Origin of the sequence: Pseudomonas sp. RA_5y_Pfl1_P24 (assembly GCF_963970945.1) — a bacterium.
In the GTDB taxonomy this organism is placed as follows: Bacteria; Pseudomonadota; Gammaproteobacteria; order Pseudomonadales; family Pseudomonadaceae; genus Aquipseudomonas; species Aquipseudomonas tritici.
Genome location: NZ_CAXAOJ010000023.1, coordinates 33,991 through 60,089, shown reverse-complemented (window position 1 = coordinate 60,089; position 26,099 = coordinate 33,991). Strand labels below are relative to the sequence as shown.

Sequence of the window (26,099 nt, the reverse complement as noted above, 5' to 3'; positions counted from 1 at the left end):
TCAGCTTTTATCATTGTTTAAACTGATTAGTATAGCGGCCAACCAACCCCTACTTTGAAAAGGATTATCACCATGAGCCCACTGATCAAAAGCGTCCTGTCCACCCGTGCCGGTTACGGCCTGACCATCCTGCGTATTATTGTCGGCATTATCTTCGCCGCCCACGGTTCGCAAAAACTCTTTGGCTGGTTTGGCGGCTATGGCCTGGCGGGCACTGCCCAGTGGATGGAAAGCATCGGCCTGGCGCCGGGTACGCTGATGGCGCTGCTGTCGGGTGGTACCGAGTTCTTCGCTGGCCTGGCACTGATCGTTGGTCTGCTGGCGCGTCCGGCGGCACTCGGCTTGACCATCCTGACGCTGGTGGCGATCTTCTCGGTGCACATCCATAACGGTCTGTTCATGGCCAACAACGGTTATGAGTTCGCACTGGCCTTGCTCGGCGGCACCCTGGCGGTGTTGTTGGAAGGTGCGGGCAAACTGTCTGCCGACCGTGCTATCGCCAACTGATCGTTCTGCAAAACCTTGAATCGGCCCGCCATGTGCGGGCCTTTTCGTTGCTCGGGATTGTTGACACCGCCCCACCGGCTTCTCTAGGATGCCGTTCATGCGCCGATTTAAACAGCTAATTGCGGGGCGCCATGGGTGATCGTTATAGGTCCCGACAGAAGCATGTTCCATGCTTCGAAATTCCGCTAAAGCGCTGGTTCGGTGTTGCCTCTCACCTGCCCGCAGACTTTTGAGGCAGAGACACGACACGATGAATGCACTACGCCCCCTGATACGCCTGGCCCCGATCACCGCGGACCTCACTCAACGCAATCCTAAAATTCTCCTTGGCGGCAAGCACCAGCCTACGCTCTTGCGTTACTTGGATGGTTGGCCGCGCCGCACTGGCCGACCCTCAGCGTTCCTGATCCAGTTTGTCGAAGATGGCGATTCCCTTGCGCGTTTTGCCAGCAACAGCTTTGACCTCGCTGTCATCCAGGCCCCCAGTGCCGGCGACGCCGAAGAAGTCATCCGCCAATTGACCCGCATCGCTCGACAAGGGCTGATCGCCCGACGTTAATCGTTCAGTGAATCAGGCTGCCAGCGTGCAGGCGACGACGGCGATGACCCCTGAAGACCCCCCAGGCGATCAGGCATAACGTCAGCGGAATGGCAAAGGTCACCACCAGTTTTATCGCCAGTTCCAGGTGACGCACCTGGGCATAGGCTTCGCGTTGCAAGGCATGCAGCTCCATGGGCAAGCGTAGGCGTTCCTTGTTGAGGGCTTGCAACTGGGTGGTGGTCTCCACCGCCTGGGTGCCGAGTGCAGTGGACCACGGGTTCAGCCGTTGCCATTCCTGCTCCGTTCGTTGCAGGCGTCGTTCCAGGTCGCTGGCCTTCGCGCGATAGGCGTGCTTCGCGACCTCGCGCATGCGCTCCAGCACTGTCGGCTCCCGTTCCTGCGGCACGCGAGGGCGAATTGCGGCGAGTGTGTCGGGGGCGGCCAGGTGGTCCAATGTATTCAAGACAAACAACGCGTTGCTGTCAGGTGCCGAATTGCTGACCTTGTCCGTAAGCAAGTCCGTGTCAGCAATGACCACGACATGTATCTGCGCTGCTTTCTGGACACCAGGCGGTTGCCCCTTGAGGCCATCTGGAAAGACAGAATAGCTCGGCCCCTCGATACGTGCGGCGATCACATGACGCCGCGCTTGGCCCGATGCCTGTTCAATCAATGAGTCGACCGTGGTTGCGCGTGTGAAACTATTGGCATCCAGCAGCACCGATTGCTCGGAGCTTTGCAGGAGAGGGGTGAAGGTCGTGCGACTTTTACTCATTCGTGAGAGGGCACCACTGCTCGATACCGTCACCCTGTTGAGGTTCCATGTGCTGATATCGTTTGTGTTCATCGCCTGCCGAGGCAGATTCAATCGGACTTGAGTGGGCGCCCCTGGCGTTTCCCAAGGCGTATAGAGGTCGTCGGCCAGCAGCTTGTCCGCTGGCATCTGGATACCCCAGGCAGCCAGTAATTCGCCCAGTCGAGTGTTGGCAGGGGCAGCGTTTGAGCGTTGCTCGCTCAAGGGATCAATAAACATCATCAATCTGCCGCCCCTCAATACAAATTGTTCAATCCCATACAGGGTTCGCTCAGATAACGCCTGTGGGTGCACAACCATCAGCGTTTTTATGCGCTCGGGGACGTGCGCTGCAGTCGACTCCAGGTTGACCAGATCAAATTCACGTCGTAGATCCTGCAACAGCCGACCTGCAGCTTCGTTCATCGCCAGCCCCGACAGCAGTGCAACGACCGGGCGCTCCGGGTGCTGCAACTTATAGAGCAGATGGCTGATTTCATACTCGAGCAAAGGCTCCCGGTCGAGGCTGAAGGAACCAATACGGCGCACACTGTGACCGGCGCGGGTGCCGATAAGGCCGAGAAACCCAGCGGTGTGGTCGAGTCCGGATAGCCGCGCTTTGTAGGCGTCCTCGGAAAAAGGTGCAGGTTCAATAAGGTGCAGGTTAATCATGCCATTGGCTGTTTTTTCGTACGCCTTGAGCAGTTCCTCAATACGCTTGCTGTAGCGTTGCACGGCGTAGCTTCTTTTCGCGTCGTTGTTCGAGTTGAAGTAATACAGGTCGACGGGGCTTTCCAATATGGTAACTAGATGTTGTGCTGAAGACGATAAAGTGTGGATTTTTTGTTGAGAAAGATCCCACTGGATATCAGGAAGTTTACCTATCCAAACCAGATTGAACGCCAGGAAAAGTAACAAGGTGACGGTGAGTGTCATGCCGGTGCGCAGAGTGGACCGCATTAAGGGTTTCCCTTCTCAGCTGTGTTTGTAGTTGAGTGTGACGGTCGCCGCAGCGAGAAAGGCGAGGATCATGCTAATGAAGTAAAGCGTGTCGCGAAGTGTAAGTTTTCCATCATCAATACTGCTGAATCGTAAAGCCGGGCTGAGGGTGGCCAGGCTGTCGATCAACCCTATCGGGGCTTGGTGCTCAAGCGCATCCAATACAGTAGAGAGTCCACTGGTTGTCAGCAGCAAGACAAGGGTCAGTATGAAAATGACAGTGCGCTGGCATACAAAAGTGCAAATAAAGCAGCCGGCGGACAGGTAGCTACCCGCGAGCAGCCAACTCGCTAAAAATTGTGAAGCAATAACGCTGTTGTCCGCGCTGCCCAAGGAGTTGGCAATGATGACGAGAGGAAACATCAGGAGCAGCGTTGTGCCTGCGACGAGCCAGGCGGCGAGGAATTTCCCGATAACCCATTCAAGGGTCGTGATGGGCATGGTTTTCATCACGCCGAAAAAACCTGCATTGGCCTCATCCGACCATAGTTGCGTGGCCAGGGCGGGAATCAACAATAAGTACAGCCAGGGATGGAACTGAAAAAAGACCTGCAAGTCGTTGTGGTTTTGTTCCGGCCACGAGCTTACGTACATGCCCAATGTCACTGACAGTATCAGGAAGGTCGCAATGCTCAGGTAAATACTGGGCGTGCAGGCAAAGCTGGCAAGTTGACGCTTTAAAATGACAGGCAATAGTTTCAAAGAGACGCCTCCTGGCTCAACTGCTGGACTACATCATTGAGGCGCCCTGGTTCCAGGTTCAGTGAGTTGATTTTCCAGCGACGACTGGCAATCAGCGTGTTGATATGGGGATAGATGGTGTGCCCCGGCATGGCGAGAACGGTCACCGTGCCGGGTGCATGCCGATGCTCTTCGATGCCTGCCACGCCTGGCAGTACGGCGAGGGCCAGCAGATCCAACGGGGCGTCCGCAGCAAGTGTGACGGCCTGGAAGTGACGGGAGTCGCGCTGTAGATCGGGCAGTGGGGTATCGGCCACCAGGCGACCGCCGGCTATGACCAACGCGCGTGTACACAATTGGGACAATTCATCGCAATGACGAGAGGCGATGATCACTGTCATTTCTTGCGTCAGTGATTGGATAAGCGCCCTGAAGGTATGTTTCTGATCAGGTGCGAACCCTTCCGTTGGCTCATCCAGCAGTAACAGGGCTGGACCATGCAGGATGGCTTGGGCAATAGCGACTTTGCGTTTCCAGGCAATGGAGAGCGCGTCGAGGGGGGCATTGAGCACCGGAAACAGTTCCAGTCGTGCAACAACGTGTTCCAACCGTGCGCGCTTTTCGGCGCCATGGAGGCCGCGAACGGCCGCGATAAAACCAAGGAATGTATTGACGGACATTGTTGGATGGCCGAGGTCTTTGGACAGTTGGTAGCCGACGAGTTTTCTCGCTTTAAGTGCATGGGTTTGAGTATTGAAGCCCTGGATATTTATATAACCGCTGGACGGCTGGGTCGAACCGGCTATTAGATTGAGCAGGGCTGTTTTGACCGTATGATCCTCTCCGAATAAACCCAGGCATTCTTGTGACGGGGCGCTAAATGAAAAGTCGCTTATTAGAGTTGTGTTACCCGTGTGTTTTGTCAGATTGCTTATTTCGATCATGTTTTTACCGAATAAGTTTGGCATGACGTAGGGGGCGTGAAAAAAGGGTACGGGTAATGACCGTTTTTGGGAACGCCGATAACTATTAATAAGACAAGTCCTACGTGCGGGGCAGTCAAGCCACTGAAACAATGTGTTGTGTTTTAAAAACGTCAAATTTTCGAATGTTTATTTGTTGTTTATGTAAACTTTCTGCCCCGCATAATGAGGCCTGAATGCCATGATGCTGCTACGTACCCTTGTGCTTGAACGCGACGGTCAAGATGCTCCGGTTAACGGTGCGCTGCTCTGTGGGTTTGCTGTAGGTCAGACGGCGTGCAACTTTCTTGTTTACAGTTTGGATGAGGAGGTAGAGCCGGGAAGTTCCAGGGTCTATATCGCGGCCTTGCGTAAGAAGCTTGATCGGTATTTCCTGGGCGGGGTCGAGTCCAAGGAAGATTTGCAGGTGGCCTTACATGTTTTTAAGCAAATACTGACATTGGCCGCTTCGGGGGTTAAGGCGGGCGGCGTTACTGAGACCCAGGTGCCCTATCATTTTGTTGATTTGAAAGGTTGCAAGCTGCCGCCCGCCAGGCCCGAGGATCATCACTCGGTGATCATCAAGAAAGCGCTGGTGATGAAAGTGATCACCCTGGGCATGTCGGCATCGACACTGCCGGCTATCGAGAGTGCTTCATTGATCGTGCCGTCCATTCGTTTTTCGTCGCAAATGAGCTCCCCGGCCAAAGGGGCAGGCCCCTCAGAGCCACCCCGGCCGATGCATGAACATCTGGTTGAGGAGCCCCTGCCAGCTTCCGTCGAAACGCCCGTGGTCATGGCGCCGCCGCCACCTGCAATCCCACGGGCACCCGTTGCGCCGGCACAACCGCAACCCCCTGCGTCAGGTGACCACAGTACGTTGTTCGAAGTGGACAGTACGTTGACCAACCTTGCCCGTGTCGCCCAGGAGCTGACCCAGCAAAAACTCGCGGCAATCGAGCAGGAGACGGCACTTGAGCAATGGCAGGCGCGGTTGCAGCAGGGGCAAAGCCAGTTGGACGAGAAGGTTCGAGAACTGGAACAACGCACCGCTCAATTGCATGATCAGTCGCTTGCGGTCAGCCAGAGGACCGAAGCCCTGAAGGTGATGACGTCGCAGGTGGCGGGCCTGCGGCAAAGCCTGAGAGGCATGCTGCTTGAGCTGGATCGGGCGTTGGATAGCTAGACTGGCCTGGCTACTTTCCCGCGTTCATTTATCATCAACGCCAGCCAGCCAACGCCGGGGCTGAAACCCAGGCGTATCGGCACCTATGGACATTGCCTGGGGATGCAAGCGTTTGAGTACCAAGCTGATTACCAAAGAAGGCCATGAAGCGCTGAAGAAGGAGCTGGATTACCTCTGGCGTGAGAAGCGCCCGGACACCACGCGCAAAGTGACGTGGGCGGCCTCGCTGGGGGACCGTAGCGAAAACGCCGATTATCTCGAAACTCCCCTCAGGCGGTACTGAAACCAACTGCACCCCTTACCTCTCTTGGCCTCCAGTTTCAGTACCGGTACCAAATCACTAGTACTGAAACGATAGGCGTTTTCCATCTTCGATCAGCTAGATTCTGGTGCGAGATCCGAGATGCTGGGCGGTGACGTCGACGATCAATACAGTCAGCAGAGGGAGATTGACGTCGCTCGTGAGAATGAAATTTTTGCCTTGATCTTTGTTCGCAAAATGCGACTTTAGGAGGCTAGAGATGGCTCCGTCATCCCGCCAAGAAAATGACAGGTATTTGAGAGCGATGGTGTCCCGGACGCGAGGCGTGAGGATTTCCTATCCCACTGCTGCATGCAAAATTTCATTTGCGGCCAGCGTAAGGCTGGCACGTTTTTTGTGCGAGACTGTAAACCCTCGATCCCAAGGCATTACAACCGGTAATTTTTCATACTATCTAGACCCTCCCTGCAACTCCTACTCCCTGAAACGGCGAAAAAGTAATCAACTCCTCTCGTGATCATGAGTTTCCAAGCGAGGTTGCCCTCGCTGCCTCGACCCAATCTCCACAAACTATGTACTATGTACTAACAGTTCCAGCACCCCATTAACTATTACCAGGCTCTCGTGAACGTAATCGCTCAGGGGTACCCCAGGAGCGTATTGCCAGAATAGCTCCAAGCGCTCACTCAGGCAGGCATGGTTCACCCCAGTGAAAATGGTTCATCAAAGAGTAGGTTGGTACCCAACGCCCTCTATGTGTTTCAAAGAGCTCTACCAGTGCGCGCAATACAGACCAAAATTTATCGAGTCATGCATTGATTTTTGCAATAAAATTCTAGGGATTTAAAAGGCTTGAATGGTTATGAAGGAAGCAGAACTGCAGGACGCTGTGGTAAGAATATTGCAAGATCAAGATCTCGCGAGTCGTATAACCAATCTGGGCTATTTCAGGGGTCGAAAGAAAGGCAGCAGGCCAGGCTATAGAGAGTACTCCTATAGAAATATTCTGACAGACCGCTATGACTCGTCAGTTATTTGGATTTGCGATAGATTTGCGAAGTGGGATATTTCTTTGGTGGGGGGTATCAATCCCACCAATATATCGCTGGATAAATCAGATCGACTTTATCCAGATATCATAGCTTACGATGAGTGTAAAAATTTTTTCTTATTCGAGTTGAAAGTTGGATCAAAAACTGAACGGGAAGCGGTGACTGAGCTTTTTGCATATGTTTTTGAACTCCGTACTCTCATGCCGACATTAAATAATCATGAGATATCACTGATAATTATAAGTGATGAATTCGGCGTCTTGCTTTCGCATGCTGTACTACAGGTTTTGAGTTTTTTTGGAATGAAGGTCTTGTGTCTCAGACCGAAAAATAAAATATACTTAAACTTTGAAATCGTTGATCCACTAAAATCCCTAGGGATGAAAGACTATAGGCTGTCGGATAAAGCAATTTCCGTTTATTCTCTTAGTCTATATCAGCATAAGAAAGTCAGTATAAAAGCAAATGAAAATATCGAGATGATTCTCAAAGTCGTCGACGACATGCTGTTGGATAGAGCTAATAGACTCGGGTCAAATGGCTTTTATTTCCTGCATAAAAATGAATACACAGAAAATACATGTGGCCCGGTCGCTACGTACTTTATAACCATCGGTCTGCTTGATCCGTTCAAGCTATTAGATGTGCCATCCTTGCTATCGAGGAAAACCAATATTTCTTCTTTTTTACTCGACATAGCAAGCGACCATGATAGCCATCTTCAGAATCATTTTTATGAACTGGTGAGCGAGGCGGAGCAGTTTCTTAAAAAATTTTACCATGTCACATATGAAACGCCTGCATCCTATCGTCAATTTTCAAGGGCGTTTGAGTCATGGCAAAATGTAAGTGCTGTTTCTTGCAATGTTTGGGGTGAGTTTGGAGAGTTTGTCAGGGAGATATTGTATTCGAATAAAACTGGAGAGGATTTTTTCAATGAGGAACTCGATCACACCAATCCGTTTTGCCTCTGGGAAGCACTGGAGGTAGTGTTTTCGGGTAGCAATGGTATAGATTTTGATGACTCATAAGTTCATGGTCTTTAGAGAAAAGCAGGTTGCTGCAAATATCATCAATGTATATGAACGTTAAGGAATATAGCTGATGCCATTGGCTTGAGGTTTCTACAAAGTCTCGGTGTGCGAACGGCGGCGATTAGCTTCATCAGGATTTCGTATTGAGTTTAGACGTCTAACCCTTTCGCTTCGAAAGGATGCGGGATGCCACACACAGCATCCCGCGCCCAAATCACGGGTAGAGCTTGAAGGAACTATCGGGATAGCGCTGGTCAGCCCGTAGCTTCCGGGTATCCAGGCCGTAGGTACGCAGCAGCCACCGTGAGTCACCACCTGCCTCGCCGCCTACTACGCCGCGCCCATGCAGCCCAATGCGATTGTTTACGAGCAGGATATCGCCAGGCGCAATGACCACCGACGCGGAGCATTCCTGGCAGGCCTGCTCGAAGCGCGTTATCGCTTGGCTCGCAAGCTCGGAGTCAAAATCGGTTTCCGACGCACTGTGGCTGTAGCGAATCCAATATCCATCCTCGGTTTCGAACAGCATTTGGATGCCAGCCATTACCTCCAGCAGCGGACTGTCCTTGCCGAAGAGTTTGCGCAGCCCACGCTTGAAGGTTTTCTGAGGGCGTAGGATGTACTGAGGCTTCGTCAGCTCATTGATCTCCTCGCTTGTCAGCCTCTGCAGGACAGCAGAGAGTGGCATGACCGTGGTGGTAGTGCCGTAAGGATTACGAAGACCACTCAGGCAAACAAAGTCAGGGGAAGGGGCTACGCGCTCGTCAAATTCATGCGGCAGGCCGCGAACCGGGAATGAAACCCCGTCGGTATGGCCGCGCATATCGCCCTTGGACTTTTCCGCAAAGTCATCATCGCCCGGAAGCACTACAAGGTTCACAAATAGGTGGCCATCGTTTTCGGAGCCATAAGAAATGGTGTCCGTATTGAGCGCGGCAAGACAGACCACCGCGCTGGCCCTGGCGGCCACGGTAGTGGGAACGTCAGGCACGGGAATGAAAGCAGTTGGCGTTCCTGGCAGATCGTGAATTTCAAAGACACCGCGCAGATGAATCAACGGATTCGCCCAAGCGCTGTGCTGGAGGTCGTACAGGTCGACGTTGACCTCCGTGAGAGCAGCGATGACTTGGGGTAGCAGGTGCGCGCCAAGCTCAACCGGATTGTCGAGCGCTGCGAGGCAGGATTCGAGCGAATTATCGTACATCCATTGGCTCACTGAATCTCGGATAGCCCTGGAAAAATAAGCGTCGATCAATTGTGTCCCTACCATCGCGAGTGATATAAAGATGATATACAAGCGCCTTCTGGCGCGCCACTGCTTCCGTCACGATGCCCAGAGTCTACCATGAAACGTAATGTCAATTTGCCGTCTCCAGCCCTCAACGCTCCGCTTAGGGCGTGGTCGGATTACCTGGGATGGGTGTCTGCGACAGCGGATTTTCAGATGGTAGGGGGCGCTTGTCAGTGTACGGTTGCTGCGCCGGAGGGGCAGATCCTACAGGTGCAGGCGGCGACCCCAGATCTTCTTGCCAAGCAGGTCATGGCCGCCCTGACTGCCAACTTGGTGGTTCCGCCGACCATTAATGGTTCAGCACTATCATCCCTTCAAGATGCACCGAAGCACCACCCGAACCTGCAATCGAAACAACAGCAACTGCAGCAAGGTAAGTCAGGGCGGGACGAACCCAAGCCCTTGATTCCAGAAGGTCTACAAACCCAAGCGTCGCCACAGGAGGTGTCTATGCGCAGTCATTATGAACCCGCTTTGCCTCGTGCATCGCAGGCGCCGCGATCTGCATCCGTGACCGGCACCAAGGGCACATTGCAGACGGTAGGCGTATATGTGCCGGTCGCTATGCATGAAGCGCTTAAGGCCGTTGCGGAGAAGAAGAGCAAGAAATTCTCAGTGCTCGTTCGAGAGATGGTCGAAAGTGGCTACGAGCGTTTTGAGGATGCGATCGAAAAGCGTAGTGGGAGAAAGGTGCTCGACGGCTATGAGCAGAAGGTGGCGAGCTATGATGGCCAGTCCGAACAATGGATGGCCCGACTTGATCGCAAGCTCAGTCTGGAGCTCAAGTTGACCGCGAAAGAATACGGACGGTCGGCTTCTCAAATCGTGGGTGGGATATTGGCTGAGGAGCTTTCTCATTGTCCACAAGTCCAGACGGTTGCTTCATCCCTCCCTGCCACTGCCCAGGCAGTCTCTACTACTGCTGCCCGAGTAATCCCTGATCCAACTGAAGTGGCACGTGCTCAAGCCGAGATTGCAGGCCTTGTGGGCCCTAAAGCCAACGAGCTGGCCAATCACCTAGGCCTTCCCGGCAAGCGAAGATTGGTCAACGAGGTGCTGGTTGGGATAGTTCGTGCACCGGGTGTCTTGATGAGAAATGTCGCCGAGTATTTCCAGGTTTCGCCAGAAGCGATGAATGAAGCGGTGAGTCTGAATTTCCGTCAGCTAGCGGCACCTTCCTTTAAAGCGCCCAACGGCCAACCAAGGGTGCTAAAAGAGCCTGTTTCTTGGGAGGAGGCGGTGAAAGCGCTCCACTTACCTCATGACGAAGAGGCGCAACTGTTGGCCTTAGGAGACTGATATGAATCCTTTCGACCGTGCACGAATTCAGGCCATCAATGCACGGGCGAAACTCATCGCTGCGTGCGGTGAACAGTATCCGACCAGCCAGCAACTGATCGACGTTGCTGAAGCGACGTTAGGCATTGCGATCGAGTGGGTGGCTCCCGATGACTATGTGTTGGGTGAAGCCGATGCGCTTCTACAGCGGTCTATGCGCACCATCCTGATTCGTGATGACGTTCGACCTGAGGCGAAGGCTTATCTGTTGGCCCACGAATTGGGCCACTGGTATCTCGACTCACCCCAGCCCGCTCGTGGTACTTCTACAGTGTCTTTTATCGCCGACCCCGACGATGAAACTAATACCACCACTGCTATTAGCAACCCCAGCAGCACCAGTCCCGGAAGTGCGGTGGTGGAGGGGTATGGCGCATGGGAGCGCAATGAGCTCCAAGCAAACGTCTTTGCGCGAGAGCTGTTGTTACCCAGGACGGCGGCCAGGGCATTGTGGTCAGCAGGATGGCGTTCTCGATTGGTAGCGACGCACTTTCTGTTGCCGCTAGAAGTCGTAAGGCAGCAATTGGCTGACGCGCTGCTGCTCCCGGATGTCCCTCCAGTTCCTCCGGCTCCCGCACATCCCCCGAGCGATGCCCAGCGTCTTGCGGCTGAGGCCCCAGAGAAGTTTGTCAATGTGGTTGCGGGCCCTGGAACCGGTAAGACCACGACGTTGGTACACCGAGTAGCCCATTTGATCGCCATTGGGGTTCCCGCCAATAGAATTTTGGTGATGACCTTTACCAACCGCGCCGCCCAGGAGCTTGTAGAACGGTTGACGGCAGCCAATGTTCCGAATGCTTCACAGGTATGGGCTGGCACCTTCCATTCGTTCGGACTTGAGCTCCTGCGAAAGCACAACCTTCTCTTCGGTCTGCCACCTCAGATCAAGATCGCTGACACTCTGCAGCAAGTCAGGATGATGGTCGAAAAACTGCCCACCTTGCAGCTCGAATATTTCTTCAGGTTGAGCAACCCGTATGACTGGTTGCCTGATGTGTTGAGGATCATCCATCGTCTGAAAGAAGAATTGGTCACCCCGGACGAATACGCTGCGATCGTTCGAGCATTGCCGGCGGTTGAGCCTGATGTTGAGCGAGAGCGGAACGACATAGTGACCCTCTACAAGGCCTACGAAGCTGTACTACGGCGGGAAGGGTGGGTGGACTATGCAGACCTTCTGGTTCGACCCACCGTGCAGGCTCGTGATGATCGTGCGTCTTTGGCGGCTTTCCTAGAACAGTACGATCACGTCTTGGTGGATGAGTACCAGGACGTCAATCATGTGATGATCGAGTTCGTCAAAAAAATCGGATCGCCGCAACGTTGCCTGTGGGTCGTCGGTGATATTCGTCAGGCTATTCATCATTGGCGTGGTGCGTCGATCCAAAGTTTGCTCAAGTTTGACGAGGCGTACGTTGCTAGAGGACAGGCCGCCTCAATCAGGCGATACAGCTTGGACATCAACCGGCGCAGCTCTCCAGAGATTCTTCGTCTTGTTGAACGGGCTGGAACCGACCATGTGCTGCAGCCACTCGTGCCCCTGGATCCTGTATCACCTTCACGCTCCGTCACCGGGGTTATGCCAGCTTTACTCCACACCCAAAGGGATGCTCAGAGCAGTGTCATCGTCAGCGAGATTGCTCAGTGTCGAGCCGCAGGGTACTCGTACGGCAGTCAGGGCATCATCAGCTCAACGAATGCCCAAGTAGACAAGCTTGCCCAAGATATCGAGGCTGCTGGCATTCCTGTGTTGCACCTTGGTGAGTTGAACCAGAGGGCTGAAGTCAAAGAGTTCATGTGCCTGATGCAACTGCTGACGCAGCGCTCGCCTGGGGCGCTCCTTGGCTTGTTCAGACGTGCAAACTTACGGATGTCGGCAGCAGACATCGAAGTGCTGACGAACCAGTCCAAGCTAGGTTTCAACCACCAGCGTGGTCGTTGGCTGAGCCGTCCCACTGCAGTCCTCTCGGCGCAAGGGCAGCAGGTTGTCCAGGAGTTGAGTGACTTGTTGGAAGGGGCTACGCGAAGTTCTCGCCCTTGGGTTTTTGTCTGTGACCTGCTGTTTGAAAAAGGCTTTGGGTTGGAGTCGCTGGCTGACCAGTCTGCTGCTGCGCAGATCAATCGCCTGGCGTTGTGGCAATTCCTCTACGGGGTTCGCAACAGCGATGGTGTAGGTAGCCAGGCGACGTTATCGAAGTTTTTGGTCAGAGAAGATTTTCGGCGGTATATCGGGCAACGATCAGCGGAGCGCGCGCTTCCACCCGAGGCGGCTGCGATCGACGCTGTGAGGCTCATGACCGTCCATGGCAGCAAAGGACTTGAGTTCGACGTCGTGCACATGGCCAACGTTGAAAAGACCAAGTTTGGCGCAGAGGCATCGCCACGTTTTGATGAGCGCCAGGCGTTGCTGCTGCCCCCTGAAGCGCTACACAGCACGCAAGCCCTGCGGCTCCAAGGTGAGGCCATCGAGCGGAACAATCTGTTGTACGTTGGCCTGTCTAGGGCGAAAGATCGGTTGAAGGTCTACGGCGGCACTGACGCAGCGACGATTCCCGATCCCTTGCGTGATCCTTCAGTAATTCCTGCCAGCGTCGCGCGAGCCTCTGTTCCAGTAGCGGCGCCTGTTTCGCGCGTACCCATGACACCACCTGTGGCGATGACCTTCGCTGCCCTTGATGGGTTCATGACCTGCTCCCTGCAGTATCACTATGCCCAAGAATTGAATCTTCCCATCGAACAGGATTTGGATGTCTCAATTCGGGCTCGTCGAGCAGTGTTGGCAGGGCTTGAATACTTCTACCGGGATGGAATGAAGACCGATGAAGCCTTCCTGCAAGCTTGGGGCGAGAAGTCGCTGCCGACATGGGAGGAGGACAAGATGCTGATGGAGCACGCTTGGATCGCCTTCAATCGAGGTGCTTCATGGCAGCCGGGTAGCGCGTCTTACGTTCCCGAAACAACTGCCAGCGTGAATGGCCAGGCCATTACCATGCCCTGGATGCTTCGCGAGGCGAGTGGTGATGTGATTTGGCTGCGAACGGGAGTTGGCCTCAGTGCTGTAGCGCGAAATGTTCGACCCATCCTGGAGAACTTGGGAGGCAGACGTTGCAACCGAATTTCAATTCATTCGCTCGTCACGGGGCTTTCTGAAGACGCAGTTCCGTCTGCCAGAGCGAGCACTACAAATGTGTTTAAGTCGATCGGCGCATTGCGTGCTGGTGAGCGCAAAGCAACCCGAGGCAAACACTGCAATCGATGCGCCTATTCGACGATTTGTGCTCAGAGGCACTGATTCGAATGTTGCACATAGATGTGCTTAGCCCCTTTTTTCTTAGGTGGTGAGTTGGGAGTTTGACTAAGGTTTTCCAAGACTTATGAGAGCTTTCTGGGTGGCTCTCATTTTTTTAAAATTAATAGCAAGTTTTATATCTGGTAGCTTTATTATGGGCAGAATTTTTGCGACGTCAAATGAGTTGGGTTACTTCGATTTTTACACAAATCTTATAGAGATAAGAAACTACACGGCGCCTGCTAAGAGTGTCCTGGAGGAGGCGCTGAGAGAGACACTCCCGAACAAGTGGGATGAGTATTGGCCCGTGCGGGTTAATTTCCGGTCTCTAGTGGTACATGAGGCTACTCATTTTAATGATTGTGTAACAACATCGTGGGGCTTGGAATTTTTATTCAGAAAGTTAAATCTGATGAAAAGGATTTCAGAGGGTTTGAGCGTTGAGCAGGCTTTGTCCGTATTCTATTTGAACGTATCCGAGTTGCGGTCTCACAAGGAGCTGCTGGAGCTGGGTGAGTTCCAGCTTTCCCGAACGACATCTATGACTCATGAGGTAGTTGTGGATGATCGATTTGGGCCGCTAATATTTGTTATTTATAATTGCGGTGATGAGGTTATTCAAAAAGTCCCGCTTAGTATGTTGGCTGTTCTTGAGGCTAATGCTCTTGCTAATGAGACGCTAGTCAAAATAGTTGCAGCCGAAGCCCTTGAGGCTTGCTCAGAAAAAGATGAGTATCTTGATGAAGTGAATAGGGACTTTCAAAAAATACTGGATGATAAGGAACGTTCAGAATACACAGTGCTGATATCTCTGGTAAAGCTCCACTTTAGGGAGCTTACGCTGAGGGAGCAACTAGTGTTCACTGCTACGCTTTGTCGTTTTACTTTGGATGTAAATATGATTGCATGCTCTGCTATAAGTTCGTATATCGAGAGATTTTTTTTGAACGAATATGCGGGCGCGACACTCTCTCAGGATATGCGGAGGGAAGGGTCGAGGGCAGTGATTTTTTTCAAAACGGCACTATTTATTTATGGGTGGATGCAGACCTCTAACTACTCAACTCGTGTCCATGTCCTTAAGCTTCTAAAAACGAATCCACTGGCTGTCATATTGAAGTTCTGGGCTTCACGTGTTAATGGTTTTTTGATGCATTATGGGATGACTGATAGTTTTATGTTCTCAAGCTCTCTTAAAAATATAACCGAGTTATCCAGCGCAATTGATGAAGAAATTATACGTTCGTGTAGTTTGTATAATCGAAGTGTTTTGAGTGAGCGGCCACTAGGGGTTTGTGACCTTTCAGAGGTTCGGCTCCTTGATGTGTTTCTCTCGGATGAGACTGAGATCTGTGTCCCTAATCGGGTTGATTTTAGTATTTCTGATTATTTGATTGGCAATGTTGATATATTTAATAAGACAGAGGAATACTGTAGGTTGGCGGTTTCTAAGTTCTTTATGCGGCCTGAGGATTTTATTCTTCATGTCAGTTCTCTGGAGGATTTTGGGGAAGAGCCTGAGTTGCATTGAGGTTTCTTATGGTTCGCTTTGAGTGAGTGGTTTATGGAGCGCTTGAGCAGATATAGGCATCGTCTCGGTAAACGAGTGAGTAGCTGCGTATGTAATCAAGTTCAAGGAAGTCAAGTTCAGGCCAATAGTTTTCATACTTAGCGTAGTCAAGTTTTGTGCCAGCTTGCGCTCCGCAGGCGTGAGGTGGCTCCAGGCGAGCGCCATTCGTGCATCCCATCGTTTAGCGTTCAGGAGTGCTTCGCTCTGAATCTTGTTTAATCCGAGATTTAACATGTCAGCAAAAAAATTTTGCCTTCCAAGAATAAGAGTTGTTTGGAACGCCGTAAGCGACAAAATCCGCCATGCTATAGGCCAGACCAATGCGCTGAAAACGGATCGGTTGATTGATTCAGTTTTGCTCGTCGTGTGATTTGCGGAAAAATTTGCTGAGTGGTCAATGTCAACTGAAAGGGGTAGAGAGTGTGTCATCAGCTAGTACCTAAATTCCTTATTGTTATAGTTAAATGATGTCACGGCGTAGAGATCGCGGCGATACTCAGAGCTTTTGACGGCGCTGGTCTTTGAGGTATGTCGGCTTTACCAAGGCGCGAGGGCATTCCCTTTACCTCTATATGCAGTGATTGCCCGGACGACATAGTGTTCACGCCCAGCTTCGGAAATGAGTTGACTGGGCGCAACTAGGATTTTCTGGATAGTTGCCTAGGTTGGACGGCACTCGCATTGCTCTGCGACATATAATATCGTACAGAGCCTAGAGCTGTACGCAGTGCGTTCCAGCTGGCTCCGCAGACCCTAGGCCTTAAGGCGGAGCCCCGCAGGTATCGAGCGGAGCTGCATGTCCCCGACTGCAAGAGAGATTCAAAAAGCCATGCGAGCAGCGGATTGCGAGGATCTCTATTTTAATGGCGCCTCAAGCATAGGACTCGGCTTAGCATTGCCAAGCTGGAAATGCTTCACACCATCTAAAATATCCAGTGCATCAGCTCCAGCAATTTGAATCTCTAGCCTATGCCGCCTCAGATCAAAGGTGAACGCCGCTTCCCCCGTGGAGTATGTGACGCGCATGGTTCTGTCGTCATCATCAATTTCACCTCCGTGAGCATCACGGACGTCCTCCAGGCTGTCCACGAGGTCATCGAAGGAGAGCTTCAGTCGAGCGAAATCAATCACTAGATGATCAAAGTCACGGTCGAAGATATCTTCGATGGCTTCTCGGTGATTGTGCCATCCATCCCTGAGCTGCAGAGTCCTATAGATCACAAACTCCGAGTGATCCTCAGGATTTTGTCCGCTGTTAACCGAATACCTGAAGTACTCGTGCGCTACATCGCCGGCACCGTAGTCTTCACCTTTTTGCACGTCTTTTCGGCGCGCACCGAATGCAGCTATCGTTGCTTGATAAATTTCCTGTATTTCTTCCTTGATTTGTGTGTCTAGCAGCGTTCTGCAAAATTTATCAGCGGATTCGGAAAAGCCGATTGGCTCGCGGTATTTGGAACTAAATCCGGCTAGAGAGCGAATTCGGCCCGTCTCAGCGCTCTCCAAAAATTCAGTATTGTTCTGGAAGATGATCTTCGCCAGTACGTCGCTGGCAGGAGCAGTCGCGATGGAAGGCTCCTCAATATAACGAATGCGAAAGCTACCGCTACCAGAAAGTATTGCCTGAGGTGTTTGGGAAGCCTTGATCGTCATTTCATGCGTGATGTACCGGCGTACCTCGTACTGCAGATAGTCACGAAGACTAGCATCTGTGAGCCATCTGTCACGTAGAGCGCCGTCGGCTCGTCCTTCCAAGGCTTCCAGCAAAAAATGAGTCCAAATACCGTGACCTAATGGCTGAGCCGGGTATGATTTTTCCTGAGGGGAGCAGGAGAGGAACACACCACAGTACCAGTTGCCGTCTAGGAAATTCTCGACTTCCAGCGGCTCAAGATTTGAAATTACGTCGCGACAATTGATCACCTGCGCGAAGTTTGCTGCGCATGCGTCGACAAAGATAAGAGCCTGGCTGCACTCGCTTGCCTCCAAGTGCTCAAGCAAATCAGATTGTAGACTTAAGGTAGTACCTTCAAAGTTGAAACGGTTGGTATCGAACGCACTTAGTCGGTTCTGTCCGGCGCCATGGAAGCCATGCCCGGCATAATAGAAGATGAAAAGTTCATCCTCTTCGAGATTTTGAATGGTATAGCTCACCGCTTGAAGCGCCGACAGCGTTGCGTCTTCATCTTTGATTACGTCGAGGTGAAGGATTTCAGCCGGATAAATCTGGCGAAGCGCGGCAGCGAAGCCATCTGCATCGGCATGCGCAAAATCTACAACCGGCAATTCATCCCTACGATAGTTTTCGAGGGCGACCACGACCGCAGTAACACGCTTCGGTGCTCCGCCAGAGCAAATCTCAGTAGTCTCAATGGCCTTCCCAGCAGATCTTCCCGTAACCTTCTTACCCATCCTTGCTCCCTCCGCAAGCGAGAACCGCCTGACTTTGATAATTGCCAACCCTGCTGCGGGCCAAACTAAGACATGCTAGCGATTAGCTTTCTTTTGCTCAATCGTCGTGGCGGCATGTGCTGCCCCGGCCTTCCTCTACTTGGCTGACCTACTGTCAAGTTGACGCTTCGTTGAGTCCCTACGGACATTCGGGTGCAACGCCGCGCCATGTCGCGAGCATCAAGACAATTTCTTCAGGCGATTACTGACAGTCTGACGAGAAACGCCCAGTATCCTCGCCACCTCGGCCTGACTAAAGCCCTGATCAATCAACTCCCTGATCTGCGCTCTCAGCTCCAAGGACGCTGCCACCACCGGATGCGTCCTTTTAGAAGGCAAGGGCGGTATTTCACTACCGAGCAATCCGGTTGACTCAAGGTCTCGCACAAGCTGATCAACAACCTGTCGGGGCGTTTGTCCTCGCTCTGCAGCGTACGCCAGTGCCAGCAAGGTCAGCGGGTCCACTCCTAGTGCCTTTGCAAGCTCATGACTCACGTCCAGCGTTACTGATCGAGTGCCTGCTTCCAACCGGCTGACATAGCTAGGGTCGACTGCGTCTGCTAGCTCCCGCTGCGAAATCTCTCCTCGCGTACGAAGCAATTGCAGAGCTGCGGCATAGGCGGTACGAAGCGACATTGACGTTCCTGGCAAACGCAACGATATGCTGAATTTGCTCTGTCACATGCAAGTGTCTATAGTCATCGTCTGTCTCGTTTGAGGTGGCGGCCTTGCCTGCATGCTGCTGCCTCAAGCGGTTCTTCAATATATGCAAAAGTCGAAATTCAGTCCGGCAGCGATAGAGCCAGTTCCTGGCTGGGCTAACCGTACCGGCAGTAGCACGACCTGAAAGGCCTACCAGGAATGAAAGTACTGATCTACAGCGACCTTCACATCGAGTTCACGCCTTTCGATCCGCCAGATGTTGCCGCTGATCTTGTCGTGCTCGCCGGCGACATCGGTATCCAAGCAAGAGGTGTTTTGTGGGCAAACGAGACATTCAAAAGCAAGGTGATCTACTGCGCCGGCAACCATGAGCACTACAAGGGCAACATCGACCGTACGGTCGAAAAGATGAAGGCCGCAGCCGCTGTCAATGTCCATGTGATGGAGAACGAATCTGTGATTGTGGGCAATGTGCGGTTCTTGGTTGCAACGGCGTGGACGGATTTCGGTAGCACTGGCGACGCGGTCGCAGCGAGCATGACGTGCGCCCGCGAGATGAACGACTTCAAAGTGATCAGGGCCGACTCCAATTATCGGCGCCTACGGCCAGCCGATGTGATTGCCAAGAACGCAGCCAGCAAGGATTTTCTCAGTCGAGAACTGAGCAAGCCGTTTCCTGGTAAGAGCTTCGTTGTAACACATCACTGCCCAATACCTGAAGTGGCGGGTGACGAACATGATGGGCATGTCAGTGCCGCCTACTTCAACAGATGGCATGGGTTGGTCGAGCAAGCGGATTTCTGGGCATTTGGTCACACGCACCACTCGATCGACAGGGTGCTGGGTGGGTGCCGCTTACTGTCAAACCAGCGCGGGTATCCGCAGGAACAATGCGGGTTCGATCCTTGCAAAATCATTGAAATCGTTTGATGAGTGGAGAGTAGTGAGTGTGTGAATTGACCGAGTTCCCCGTGCGGGTTGTGCGAGCGACCGTGATCGAGTGGGGCGTGACTATCGATGCATATCTTTTGGACGCCGCGATGGTGGGTAACCGCTACACCGGCCTGGTGTATCAAGATCTCTCTGGGGTCAACGCAGACGGCATGACTGTAGTGACACCTGAAGTTCGGTCTGTCCGTCAGCAGGGCGGTTTTACTCTGGTGCGTAGTCTAGGTGGCCACGATCATTACGTGATCGTATCCAAGCTTTCGTAGATCGGGGCAGGGCCTGAACCTCCGTCTAGCCAGGCAAGGTCTCCATGGAAAATCTTATTTGTAACACTGCAGCCAGGGGCGCTGTCGCTGCCTGAATCTCCCTCGGGATAGCAACGGCGCGGACGGTGGAAGTTTATTCGGAGGGGCAGGTATGCCAGCCAGACTTTCGGCTGCTCAGCGCCTCGGGCAAAAGCTCAATTAACTACTGAAGGAAAGGTATGTCTGGCCTGATTAAGAGGACGCTCACTGTCAAGAATTACGATCTGCAGGGCAATAGTGATCTTGATGTTCTGTATAGCATGGTTCGATGTGAAGATGAGGAAGGTAATAGTGTCCACTTTAAGCAAGTGGTAATGCTTGAATACCTGAGAAGGCATGGTGCCAAGAACACCGATACGCCGCGCATTTGGTATTACAAGCATCTTAATAAGAAATCAATCATACTCATTGCAATTGATAAGTCTAACGGGAAAGTTGAGTATGATATTGATCAAGTGCGACGTGTCGCTAGATCCACTATTCTTAAAGGTCTCGTCTATGGAGTTGCTGCAGTTCCTGCGGGTGTGATTATTGCGACTGCTACCTACGGGTTTGGTTTGTTGTTCATCCCTTATGCGTTTTATTTGAGTTACAGGAATATTTTCAAGTTTCCGAAAATGTTGCGTCGCCAAACATTGGTAAATGACCTAGCTGCGCATGGTGTAGTAGTGCGCTAGCCTAATTCACCCATTACAGCTGGCTTTGCCTGATAGCGCGGTGTAAAGCGGACTTCGTCGCGATAGGAGTGAATCATGGTAACGGCGGCGGTGATTTTCGATCTGTTCGGTACAGTCCTTGAAATCCAGGATCGCCAAAACCCCTATCGGCGTCTCCTTCGCATGGGGGCAGAGCAGGGGCGTTCGGCGTCCCCTGGTGACATGCGCGTGATCATGAAGTTGAGCGGTGGGCTCAAGGAGGCCGCAGCGACCCTAGGCATCACGCTGAGCCCTTGGGCACTGGCAGAGCTTGAGCACGCTCTAGAGGTTGAACTGGCATCGGTTCGGATCTTTGATGACGCCTTGGCAGCAATAGATTTGTTAAGGGCCAGTGGCATCAAAATCGCTGTGTGCTCAAACTTGGCTGCGCCTTACTGTGACGTTGCGAGGCGACTGCTCCCCGATCTTGATGGTTATGCGCTTAGTGCTGAGTTGGGGGTAATGAAGCCTGACCCAATGATTTATCGATCTGTGTGCAGTCTGTTAGGACTTGAGCATGCTATCGATACTAAGCAAGGGCAGGTCATCATGGTGGGTGACTCAAAAAAGTGTGATGAGCGAGGGCCGCGTGTTTGCGGGATTCAGGGCTTTCACCTCGACCGCGCTGGTGGAGGGCGCTTTATTAACTTGGTGGAATTCTACAATGAAATAGTCACACAGAACTGAGCCTCATGCCAAGGGTAACCTTGCCAAGGTTAAATAGTGAGAAAAGTCGGGCTGTATATTATCAGCTTACTCCTGCGGAGTTCGAGAAAATGATGGATGACTTCAATCAGGCGCAGGCTTGGATGGTGGAGCAACTGAAGTCTCGCGCTTGTTTAGACCAAGCCGAAAGTTCTAAGTCTCTCAAGACTGACAGGGAGCTCCAAGCAATGAGCGAGCTTGGAATTATTGCATGTTGCGTTCGAGCACCCGTGGCCTGTTGGAGTGTGGAGCACCGCTGCTTCAAGGTGAGGTATGAGCAGATCTCCGTGATCGCCGTGCAAGTGTTTGGCGGAAATGAGCTTGCAGACGGCTGGATGAGAAAGCCCAAAGTTGAGCTAGGTCATAAAGCCCCGTGCGTCCTGCTGTCCCAGCCTTCAGGGTACTCAGATGTCCTTGATTGGTTGATGCGGATTGAGCATGGCAGCTGCATGTAAGCTGAGGTCTCCAGCAGGCCTTACCCGTGAGATAAGGCCCACACCAGGATTAGCGCGCGTTCGTATACCAATTACTGTCACCGGGAGCAATTTGTCCCGGGCGGTACCCGTATCTGGTTTTGAGCTCGGCTTTCAGCTCATCATAGTTGTCGGAGAGCGTATCCTGGATCATAGACACGTAGGCGTCGAACGTCGGATGTTTGCGCCAGTATCCGCGGTGGATCGCGCTGGAGAGGGAACGGTCGAACCAGCCACGTAGTGCCAGTAGTAGCCCTTCGATCCTTGTTTCCAGGTCTCCCGTAGAAAACGCCTGCACACGTCCGTCACGCTTCATCCGTTCGCGATCCATCAAACCAGCCGGGACATATCCCAACGCTTCGCTGACTTCATGGTAGCGCTCATGGATCTCACGATGATCATCACGATCCTGCTTGAGGTCAGCTGAGAAGCTGAACTCACAGAACGAGCATTTGCTAACGCCAGTGTCACCTGGGGGAGTGTGGACATGCTGCATGAGCCATCTGTCATACAGACGCATCGCCTCATGGTAATTCCGGACACCAAGCTCTTGGACAGCAGCGATTTCTTGCCGTTGGCCGAGTTTGAGGGAAGGGTGGGTGTGCTTCAGTTCTTTCGCGACACGCTTGATTTTCTTGATGTGGCTGTAGGTAATCTGCATGGAGCAGCTCCTGAAATGCTTGCTCGGCGTCCACTACAAAGCAACCTGATGAGATTCAGGCTGGGATATTTCCAACGGTCACGATAGTGCTAAAGCTTCACGAGTGTGGACTGCAGGCACCTACCGAGCACCTGGTGCTGACACTACCATCGCCGCTACTGGCTGACAATGCCGCTTGATTGCAACTCTGCTTTTCTTATCACTTCGCACAGTGGTCGCTAACATTCATCGTCTGGGAGTAGCCGCATGCTAGGACCGCATTTTTCCGACTACGCTCTTTGCCGAGCTTCCCAAAGAGGGGGTGCGGTTACTTGATCAACATACGGAGCGGTCATGTCGAGTTTACAGGCGGAATATCAGCGTTTTTTGGTCTATCTGGCCGGCCAGCCAGTGCACGATGACGTCCGGCGCATGGCGAAGCTGGTCATGGAAAATCTTCGAGATCTCGCAGAGGTAGGTACCCAAAGACGCGGGCGCTCCACGAGGCTGGCTCCTCTCGCGATTCAGCAGCTTGCTCAAACGCATGCAGACCTACCCGGGGCCACTCAGCTTACTCAAGCTACCCGCAGTCACTTGCGCCTGGATCGATTGGATGTCGGCCCGTTTCGAGGGTTCATGCAGGCCGAATCATTCGACCTGAGCCATGATATCACCTTGATCTACGGGCCGAACGGGACAGGGAAAAGCAGCTTTTTCGAAGCGCTCGAAATGGCCATGCTCGGCGCGATCAGTGAGGCAGAGGCTAAGCGATTTGATAATCGCGCCTACTGTAATAATGCACGTTTGGGACGCCATTTAGCGCCGCGGTTGATGGGCTCGCTAAACGGTGCGCCCGCGGCTCCCCTGCAGGCAGACGAAGAGAGCTTTCGTTTCTGCTTCGTGGAGAAAAACCGGCTCGATGACTTCGGTCGCATCGCCGCAAGAACTCCAGGTGATCAGCGCCAATTGATCGCCACCTTGTTCGGCGTCGACCAGTTCAGCGAGTTTGTCCGTGGCTTCAATGCCACGCTGGATGAAAACCTTAGTATTTCCAGCATCAAAGCTTTTCAATTGGAGGGAAGGCGCAACCAGGTAGCCGCCTCTCAGCAGACCTTGGATGGCTATCCGCAACGGCTCTTAGGGATTGCTCAGGAAGAGGAGGCGTTGGCCGCCAGAATTTATCCGGGCAGCACTTATCAAGGCTGTGTAGATTGGATTTTTGGCACGCAGGAGAGGCAGGGTCAGTTAGCGTATTTGCACGGTGTCCTGGAGTCACCGTTACCCATCATCCATGGATGCACTGCGGCGAGCCTATCGCAAATGCGCGCACGGGTCTATGAGTGGCATAGGGCAAGCCAAGCGGCGCAGCAGGCGCTCAATGCCAGAGCAGCGGACGTTTCGTTTTCCAACCTCTACGATTCCCTCCTGCAGTTGGCAGAGGGTGCAGCAGCTTGCCCGGCCTGTGGTACGCCACTGGATCGGGTCGCTTACGATCCATTTGAACGCGCGCGAACGGGATTGGTGCAACTCGCCGAGCTTAGAACCCTGCAGCAGCGGTCAGTGGACGCCACCAATAACTGCAATGAAGCCTTGCGGTCGTTGCTCGTTGAAATGCAGCGGGTGTGCGATGTCGCGTCACAGGTATGCCCAAACGAATTCCAGGCAGCTCAATTGCCCGCACTTCCTCCCACTTCTGTCGGTCAGTGGCTGCAGCCCTGGATTAATGACAATGAGAGGGCATGGCAAGCGCTGATGCAACTTATGACGCTCATTGAGCAGGCGGATGCTGCTAACCGTCAGGTCGTCGAGCAAAGACAAACCTTTGCACAGCAACGTCAGACGCTCGATGGGTTCAGAGGTGAAATCGAGCGCTGCAGGCTGATGCGCTCTCAAGCACTTCAAGAGTTCACTCAGGCGCAAGCAACGATCACCCAATTCGAGGCTGATAATCAGCAATTGATCGAAGATGTGGGACGCGAGGCACTGGCGCTTGAGCACAATAGGCGGATCAAGGTGGCCTACGATGCCTATCTGCTCCAGCTGCAGGCTTACCTGGCCGCATTGCCTGCTCAATTGCTGCAGGGGCTGGGTGACAGTGCTCGGGATCTCTACAACCTGTTCAACCGGGAAGATCCACGGCCAGCTCAGATCAATGCGCTATGGCTGCCATTGGCTGAAAACGGTAAAATCGAAATTGAATTCGTAGGGCAGCCAGGTGAGCGCTATGACGCTTTGCTGATCTTGAGCGAGGGACATATCCGGTGCCTGGGTCTGGCGATTCTTCTGGCGAAAAATCTCGCAGAGGACTGCCCAATCGTGATCTTCGACGATGTGGTCAACGCGATTGATGATGAGCATCGAGATGGCATCTGGCGTACCTTCTTTGAGAGTGGTCTGCTCGATGCCAAGCAGGTCATCCTCACCTCGCATGCCGAGGAATTTTTGCACCGAATTCAGCAGGAGATTGGCGCCCAGCGGGCAGCGCAGATTCGTCGGTACCGGTTCCTTCCCCACCATGGCGAACACCATCTGCGTATCGACACCGACCCACCTACAAAGAATTACGTTTTGCTTGCCCATGCGGCGTTGCAAGCCGAAGAGAAGCGCGATGCATTGCGCCACTCAAGGGCGGCAATCGAGAGTTTGACGGATCGGGCATGGACATGGTTTGGAAGGCGTCAGGATGGGCGATTAGAGCTGAAGCTTGGAGGCCCCCGAGCCAAATGGGAGTTGAACAACAAATGTCTCAAGCTTCGAACAGGGCTTGGTAGGATTCCGAATTCTACCCAGGGCCTCCAGGACTTCCTCGCTGGGCTTGACGCGTTGCTTCACGTAAGTGGCGCCTCGATTGAATGGAGCTATCTGAACAGTGGGACACACGACTCTCAGCAAGATCATGAGTTTGATCGAGCCGCCGTCAACACGATCGTTACGGCTGCCTTGGCAATGGATCGGGGTCTTGAAGCACTGAGGAACGGTTGAAGGGGGGATGACCAGCAGGTAATCCTGCTGGCGTCGTTCCGTACCTTTGAGCGGGCCGTCGCCAACCATTGGATTGGTGCTGGCTTATCACCCGGACAATCAAACTCCCGCATTGGAAGCGTTCCGTCATGTTTTCTGAGAGGGCGGCGCTACGCATGTGAGAGATGGCGGGCACAGGAGGGGTGAGAGAATCTCGAAGTTCGCTGTGGCAATCGATATTTTTGGAAATCTGTTTTTCAGAATTTGAGCCTATTACTCACCTTGAACTACCACGTCGCGCCCTCATTAGTATGAGGCCCACTACCGGGTCTCAACGAGAAATGCCCCATGCCAAGGATTACCAAAAGCGACCTGCGTTACGATTACAGCTGGAAGGCAACCGCGGGCGATAATCCGCATCTGATCCAGAAAGATGCGAGCCATCTGAGTCGTAAAGAAGGCTATGAAATGCTCGAATTCCTGAACCACCTGGGCTGGGCGGACGGCAAAAAAACAGTGGTCTACAACAGCGGCGAGGAGATGAGCGCGCAGTTCCGTCTCTACGTGGAGTGGATGCTCAAGGAGAAATTCAAGTCAACGGCTCCTGGCCGCCCCAAGGTTGTTGACTGGATCAACGATAACTGGGAGTCGCTGAAGACCTCCTTCACCACCCTGAAACCTCAGAAAGCTTGAGGCTGAGGTCGATGGTTGAATGTGGGGCTTATAGATAGAGCCCCACGCTTGCCGCCAGCA

21 protein-coding genes and 1 pseudogene are annotated in these 26,099 nt (G+C 52.9%); 15 read left to right on the top strand and 7 right to left on the bottom strand.

Features of this window, described 5'->3' with window-relative positions; translation table 11 throughout:
- Positions 1-72: 72 nt before the first annotated feature.
- Together AACY30_RS26585 and AACY30_RS26580 are read left to right on the top strand one after the other, a co-directional pair.
- Positions 73-507: a DoxX family protein gene (locus AACY30_RS26585; RefSeq protein WP_339414790.1), complete on the top strand. Its 435-nt coding sequence runs from the start codon at positions 73-75 to the stop codon at positions 505-507.
- Positions 508-757: 250 nt separating this feature from the next.
- Positions 758-1,066 (top strand): hypothetical protein, encoded by a 309-nt coding sequence (locus AACY30_RS26580; protein ID WP_056857201.1) that lies wholly within the window; start codon positions 758-760, stop codon positions 1,064-1,066.
- Positions 1,067-1,070: 4 nt separating this feature from the next.
- On the opposite strand, the gene AACY30_RS26575 is transcribed toward AACY30_RS26580, so the two are convergent.
- The 3 genes from AACY30_RS26575 to AACY30_RS26565 are packed head-to-tail and all read right to left on the bottom strand — an operon-like array spanning position 1,071 to position 4,465.
- On the bottom strand, positions 1,071-2,801 hold the full coding sequence (locus tag AACY30_RS26575; protein WP_339541394.1) for a Gldg family protein: 1,731 nt from the start codon (positions 2,799-2,801) through the stop codon (positions 1,071-1,073).
- Between the two features lie 15 nt (positions 2,802-2,816).
- Positions 2,817-3,542: an ABC transporter permease gene (locus AACY30_RS26570; protein ID WP_339541393.1), complete on the bottom strand. Its 726-nt coding sequence runs from the start codon at positions 3,540-3,542 to the stop codon at positions 2,817-2,819.
- Complete coding sequence (locus tag AACY30_RS26565; protein ID WP_339541397.1) at positions 3,539-4,465, bottom strand: ABC transporter ATP-binding protein; 927 nt, start codon at positions 4,463-4,465, stop codon at positions 3,539-3,541. The genes AACY30_RS26570 and AACY30_RS26565 overlap by 4 nt, the downstream gene beginning before the upstream one ends.
- A gap of 220 nt (positions 4,466-4,685) precedes the next feature.
- Between AACY30_RS26565 and AACY30_RS26560 the strand changes: the two genes are divergently transcribed.
- The 3 genes and pseudogenes from AACY30_RS26560 to AACY30_RS26550 all read left to right on the top strand — a co-directional run bounded on the left by AACY30_RS26560 (position 4,686) and on the right by AACY30_RS26550 (position 8,014).
- Positions 4,686-5,669: a hypothetical protein gene (locus tag AACY30_RS26560; protein ID WP_339470443.1), complete on the top strand. Its 984-nt coding sequence runs from the start codon at positions 4,686-4,688 to the stop codon at positions 5,667-5,669.
- A gap of 112 nt (positions 5,670-5,781) precedes the next feature.
- Positions 5,782-5,925, top strand: a pseudogene (greB, locus tag AACY30_RS26555) (transcription elongation factor GreB); the annotation flags it as partial.
- A gap of 868 nt (positions 5,926-6,793) precedes the next feature.
- Positions 6,794-8,014 carry a hypothetical protein gene (locus AACY30_RS26550; RefSeq protein ID WP_339541392.1) on the top strand — a complete coding sequence of 407 codons (1,221 nt, stop codon included), beginning with the start codon at positions 6,794-6,796 and terminating at the stop codon, positions 8,012-8,014.
- 217 nt (positions 8,015-8,231) lie between these two features.
- Here the strand turns inward: AACY30_RS26550 and AACY30_RS26545 are convergent, their stop codons facing one another.
- Positions 8,232-9,272, bottom strand: a complete 1,041-nt coding sequence (locus AACY30_RS26545) for a TauD/TfdA family dioxygenase (RefSeq protein WP_339541391.1) — start codon at positions 9,270-9,272, stop codon at positions 8,232-8,234.
- A 90-nt stretch (positions 9,273-9,362) separates the two neighbouring features.
- On the opposite strand from AACY30_RS26545, the gene AACY30_RS26540 reads away from it, so the two are divergent.
- The 3 genes from AACY30_RS26540 to AACY30_RS26530 all read left to right on the top strand — a co-directional run bounded on the left by AACY30_RS26540 (position 9,363) and on the right by AACY30_RS26530 (position 15,466).
- Positions 9,363-10,607 (top strand): hypothetical protein, encoded by a 1,245-nt coding sequence (locus AACY30_RS26540; RefSeq protein ID WP_339541390.1) that lies wholly within the window; start codon positions 9,363-9,365, stop codon positions 10,605-10,607.
- A gap of 1 nt (position 10,608) precedes the next feature.
- Entirely contained in the window at positions 10,609-13,938 is a 3,330-nt protein-coding gene (locus tag AACY30_RS26535) for a UvrD-helicase domain-containing protein (protein ID WP_339541389.1), read from the top strand.
- Positions 13,939-14,020: 82 nt separating this feature from the next.
- A complete protein-coding gene (locus AACY30_RS26530; RefSeq protein WP_339541388.1) occupies positions 14,021-15,466 on the top strand; it encodes a hypothetical protein in 1,446 nt (481 codons plus the stop codon).
- 894 nt (positions 15,467-16,360) lie between these two features.
- On the opposite strand, the gene AACY30_RS26525 is transcribed toward AACY30_RS26530, so the two are convergent.
- The gene (locus AACY30_RS26525; RefSeq protein WP_339541387.1) at positions 16,361-17,917 is read right to left on the bottom strand and encodes a caspase family protein; all 1,557 of its coding nucleotides are present in this window, start codon (positions 17,915-17,917) and stop codon (positions 16,361-16,363) included.
- A 219-nt stretch (positions 17,918-18,136) separates the two neighbouring features.
- A complete protein-coding gene (locus AACY30_RS26520; RefSeq protein WP_339541386.1) occupies positions 18,137-18,592 on the bottom strand; it encodes a helix-turn-helix domain-containing protein in 456 nt (151 codons plus the stop codon).
- Positions 18,593-18,817: 225 nt separating this feature from the next.
- On the opposite strand from AACY30_RS26520, the gene AACY30_RS26515 reads away from it, so the two are divergent.
- The 5 genes from AACY30_RS26515 to AACY30_RS26495 all read left to right on the top strand — a co-directional run bounded on the left by AACY30_RS26515 (position 18,818) and on the right by AACY30_RS26495 (position 21,727).
- The gene (locus AACY30_RS26515; RefSeq protein ID WP_057008419.1) at positions 18,818-19,549 is read left to right on the top strand and encodes a metallophosphoesterase; all 732 of its coding nucleotides are present in this window, start codon (positions 18,818-18,820) and stop codon (positions 19,547-19,549) included.
- A gap of 17 nt (positions 19,550-19,566) precedes the next feature.
- Complete coding sequence (locus AACY30_RS26510) at positions 19,567-19,833, top strand: hypothetical protein (RefSeq protein WP_057008418.1); 267 nt, start codon at positions 19,567-19,569, stop codon at positions 19,831-19,833.
- 218 nt (positions 19,834-20,051) lie between these two features.
- Positions 20,052-20,549, top strand: coding sequence for a hypothetical protein (locus tag AACY30_RS26505; RefSeq protein ID WP_339541385.1), 498 nt, complete (start codon positions 20,052-20,054; stop codon positions 20,547-20,549).
- A gap of 75 nt (positions 20,550-20,624) precedes the next feature.
- Positions 20,625-21,254, top strand: a complete 630-nt coding sequence (locus tag AACY30_RS26500; protein ID WP_057008416.1) for an HAD family hydrolase — start codon at positions 20,625-20,627, stop codon at positions 21,252-21,254.
- Positions 21,255-21,343: 89 nt separating this feature from the next.
- Positions 21,344-21,727: an MbcA/ParS/Xre antitoxin family protein gene (locus AACY30_RS26495; protein ID WP_339541384.1), complete on the top strand. Its 384-nt coding sequence runs from the start codon at positions 21,344-21,346 to the stop codon at positions 21,725-21,727.
- A 49-nt stretch (positions 21,728-21,776) separates the two neighbouring features.
- Here AACY30_RS26495 and AACY30_RS26490 read toward each other — a convergent pair whose 3' ends face one another.
- Positions 21,777-22,406, bottom strand: coding sequence for a hypothetical protein (locus AACY30_RS26490; RefSeq protein ID WP_339541383.1), 630 nt, complete (start codon positions 22,404-22,406; stop codon positions 21,777-21,779).
- Between the two features lie 333 nt (positions 22,407-22,739).
- Here AACY30_RS26490 and AACY30_RS26485 point away from each other — a divergent pair, with 333 nt between their 5' ends.
- Positions 22,740-25,367 (top strand): AAA family ATPase, encoded by a 2,628-nt coding sequence (locus AACY30_RS26485; RefSeq protein ID WP_339541382.1) that lies wholly within the window; start codon positions 22,740-22,742, stop codon positions 25,365-25,367.
- Between the two features lie 327 nt (positions 25,368-25,694).
- Positions 25,695-26,039 carry a hypothetical protein gene (locus AACY30_RS26480; protein ID WP_151318898.1) on the top strand — a complete coding sequence of 115 codons (345 nt, stop codon included), beginning with the start codon at positions 25,695-25,697 and terminating at the stop codon, positions 26,037-26,039.
- The last annotated feature ends 60 nt before the right edge of the window (positions 26,040-26,099 follow it).

What these genes read in the sequence shown, in the direction of transcription:
- AACY30_RS26585 (WP_339414790.1), top strand. Translation starts at nt 73, where the DNA reads ATGAGCCCACTGATCAAAAGCGTCCTGTCCACCCGTGCCGGTTACGGC.
- AACY30_RS26580 (WP_056857201.1), top strand. Translation starts at nt 758, where the DNA reads ATGAATGCACTACGCCCCCTGATACGCCTGGCCCCGATCACCGCGGAC.
- AACY30_RS26575 (WP_339541394.1), bottom strand. Translation starts at nt 2,801, where the DNA reads ATGCGGTCCACTCTGCGCACCGGCATGACACTCACCGTCACCTTGTTA.
- AACY30_RS26565 (WP_339541397.1), bottom strand. Translation starts at nt 4,465, where the DNA reads ATGATCGAAATAAGCAATCTGACAAAACACACGGGTAACACAACTCTA.
- AACY30_RS26560 (WP_339470443.1), top strand. Translation starts at nt 4,686, where the DNA reads ATGATGCTGCTACGTACCCTTGTGCTTGAACGCGACGGTCAAGATGCT.
- AACY30_RS26550 (WP_339541392.1), top strand. Translation starts at nt 6,794, where the DNA reads ATGAAGGAAGCAGAACTGCAGGACGCTGTGGTAAGAATATTGCAAGAT.
- AACY30_RS26540 (WP_339541390.1), top strand. Translation starts at nt 9,363, where the DNA reads ATGAAACGTAATGTCAATTTGCCGTCTCCAGCCCTCAACGCTCCGCTT.
- AACY30_RS26535 (WP_339541389.1), top strand. Translation starts at nt 10,609, where the DNA reads ATGAATCCTTTCGACCGTGCACGAATTCAGGCCATCAATGCACGGGCG.
- AACY30_RS26530 (WP_339541388.1), top strand. Translation starts at nt 14,021, where the DNA reads ATGAGAGCTTTCTGGGTGGCTCTCATTTTTTTAAAATTAATAGCAAGT.
- AACY30_RS26525 (WP_339541387.1), bottom strand. Translation starts at nt 17,917, where the DNA reads ATGGGTAAGAAGGTTACGGGAAGATCTGCTGGGAAGGCCATTGAGACT.
- AACY30_RS26520 (WP_339541386.1), bottom strand. Translation starts at nt 18,592, where the DNA reads ATGTCGCTTCGTACCGCCTATGCCGCAGCTCTGCAATTGCTTCGTACG.
- AACY30_RS26515 (WP_057008419.1), top strand. Translation starts at nt 18,818, where the DNA reads ATGAAAGTACTGATCTACAGCGACCTTCACATCGAGTTCACGCCTTTC.
- AACY30_RS26505 (WP_339541385.1), top strand. Translation starts at nt 20,052, where the DNA reads ATGTCTGGCCTGATTAAGAGGACGCTCACTGTCAAGAATTACGATCTG.
- AACY30_RS26500 (WP_057008416.1), top strand. Translation starts at nt 20,625, where the DNA reads ATGGTAACGGCGGCGGTGATTTTCGATCTGTTCGGTACAGTCCTTGAA.
- AACY30_RS26495 (WP_339541384.1), top strand. Translation starts at nt 21,344, where the DNA reads ATGATGGATGACTTCAATCAGGCGCAGGCTTGGATGGTGGAGCAACTG.
- AACY30_RS26490 (WP_339541383.1), bottom strand. Translation starts at nt 22,406, where the DNA reads ATGCAGATTACCTACAGCCACATCAAGAAAATCAAGCGTGTCGCGAAA.
- AACY30_RS26485 (WP_339541382.1), top strand. Translation starts at nt 22,740, where the DNA reads ATGTCGAGTTTACAGGCGGAATATCAGCGTTTTTTGGTCTATCTGGCC.
- AACY30_RS26480 (WP_151318898.1), top strand. Translation starts at nt 25,695, where the DNA reads ATGCCAAGGATTACCAAAAGCGACCTGCGTTACGATTACAGCTGGAAG.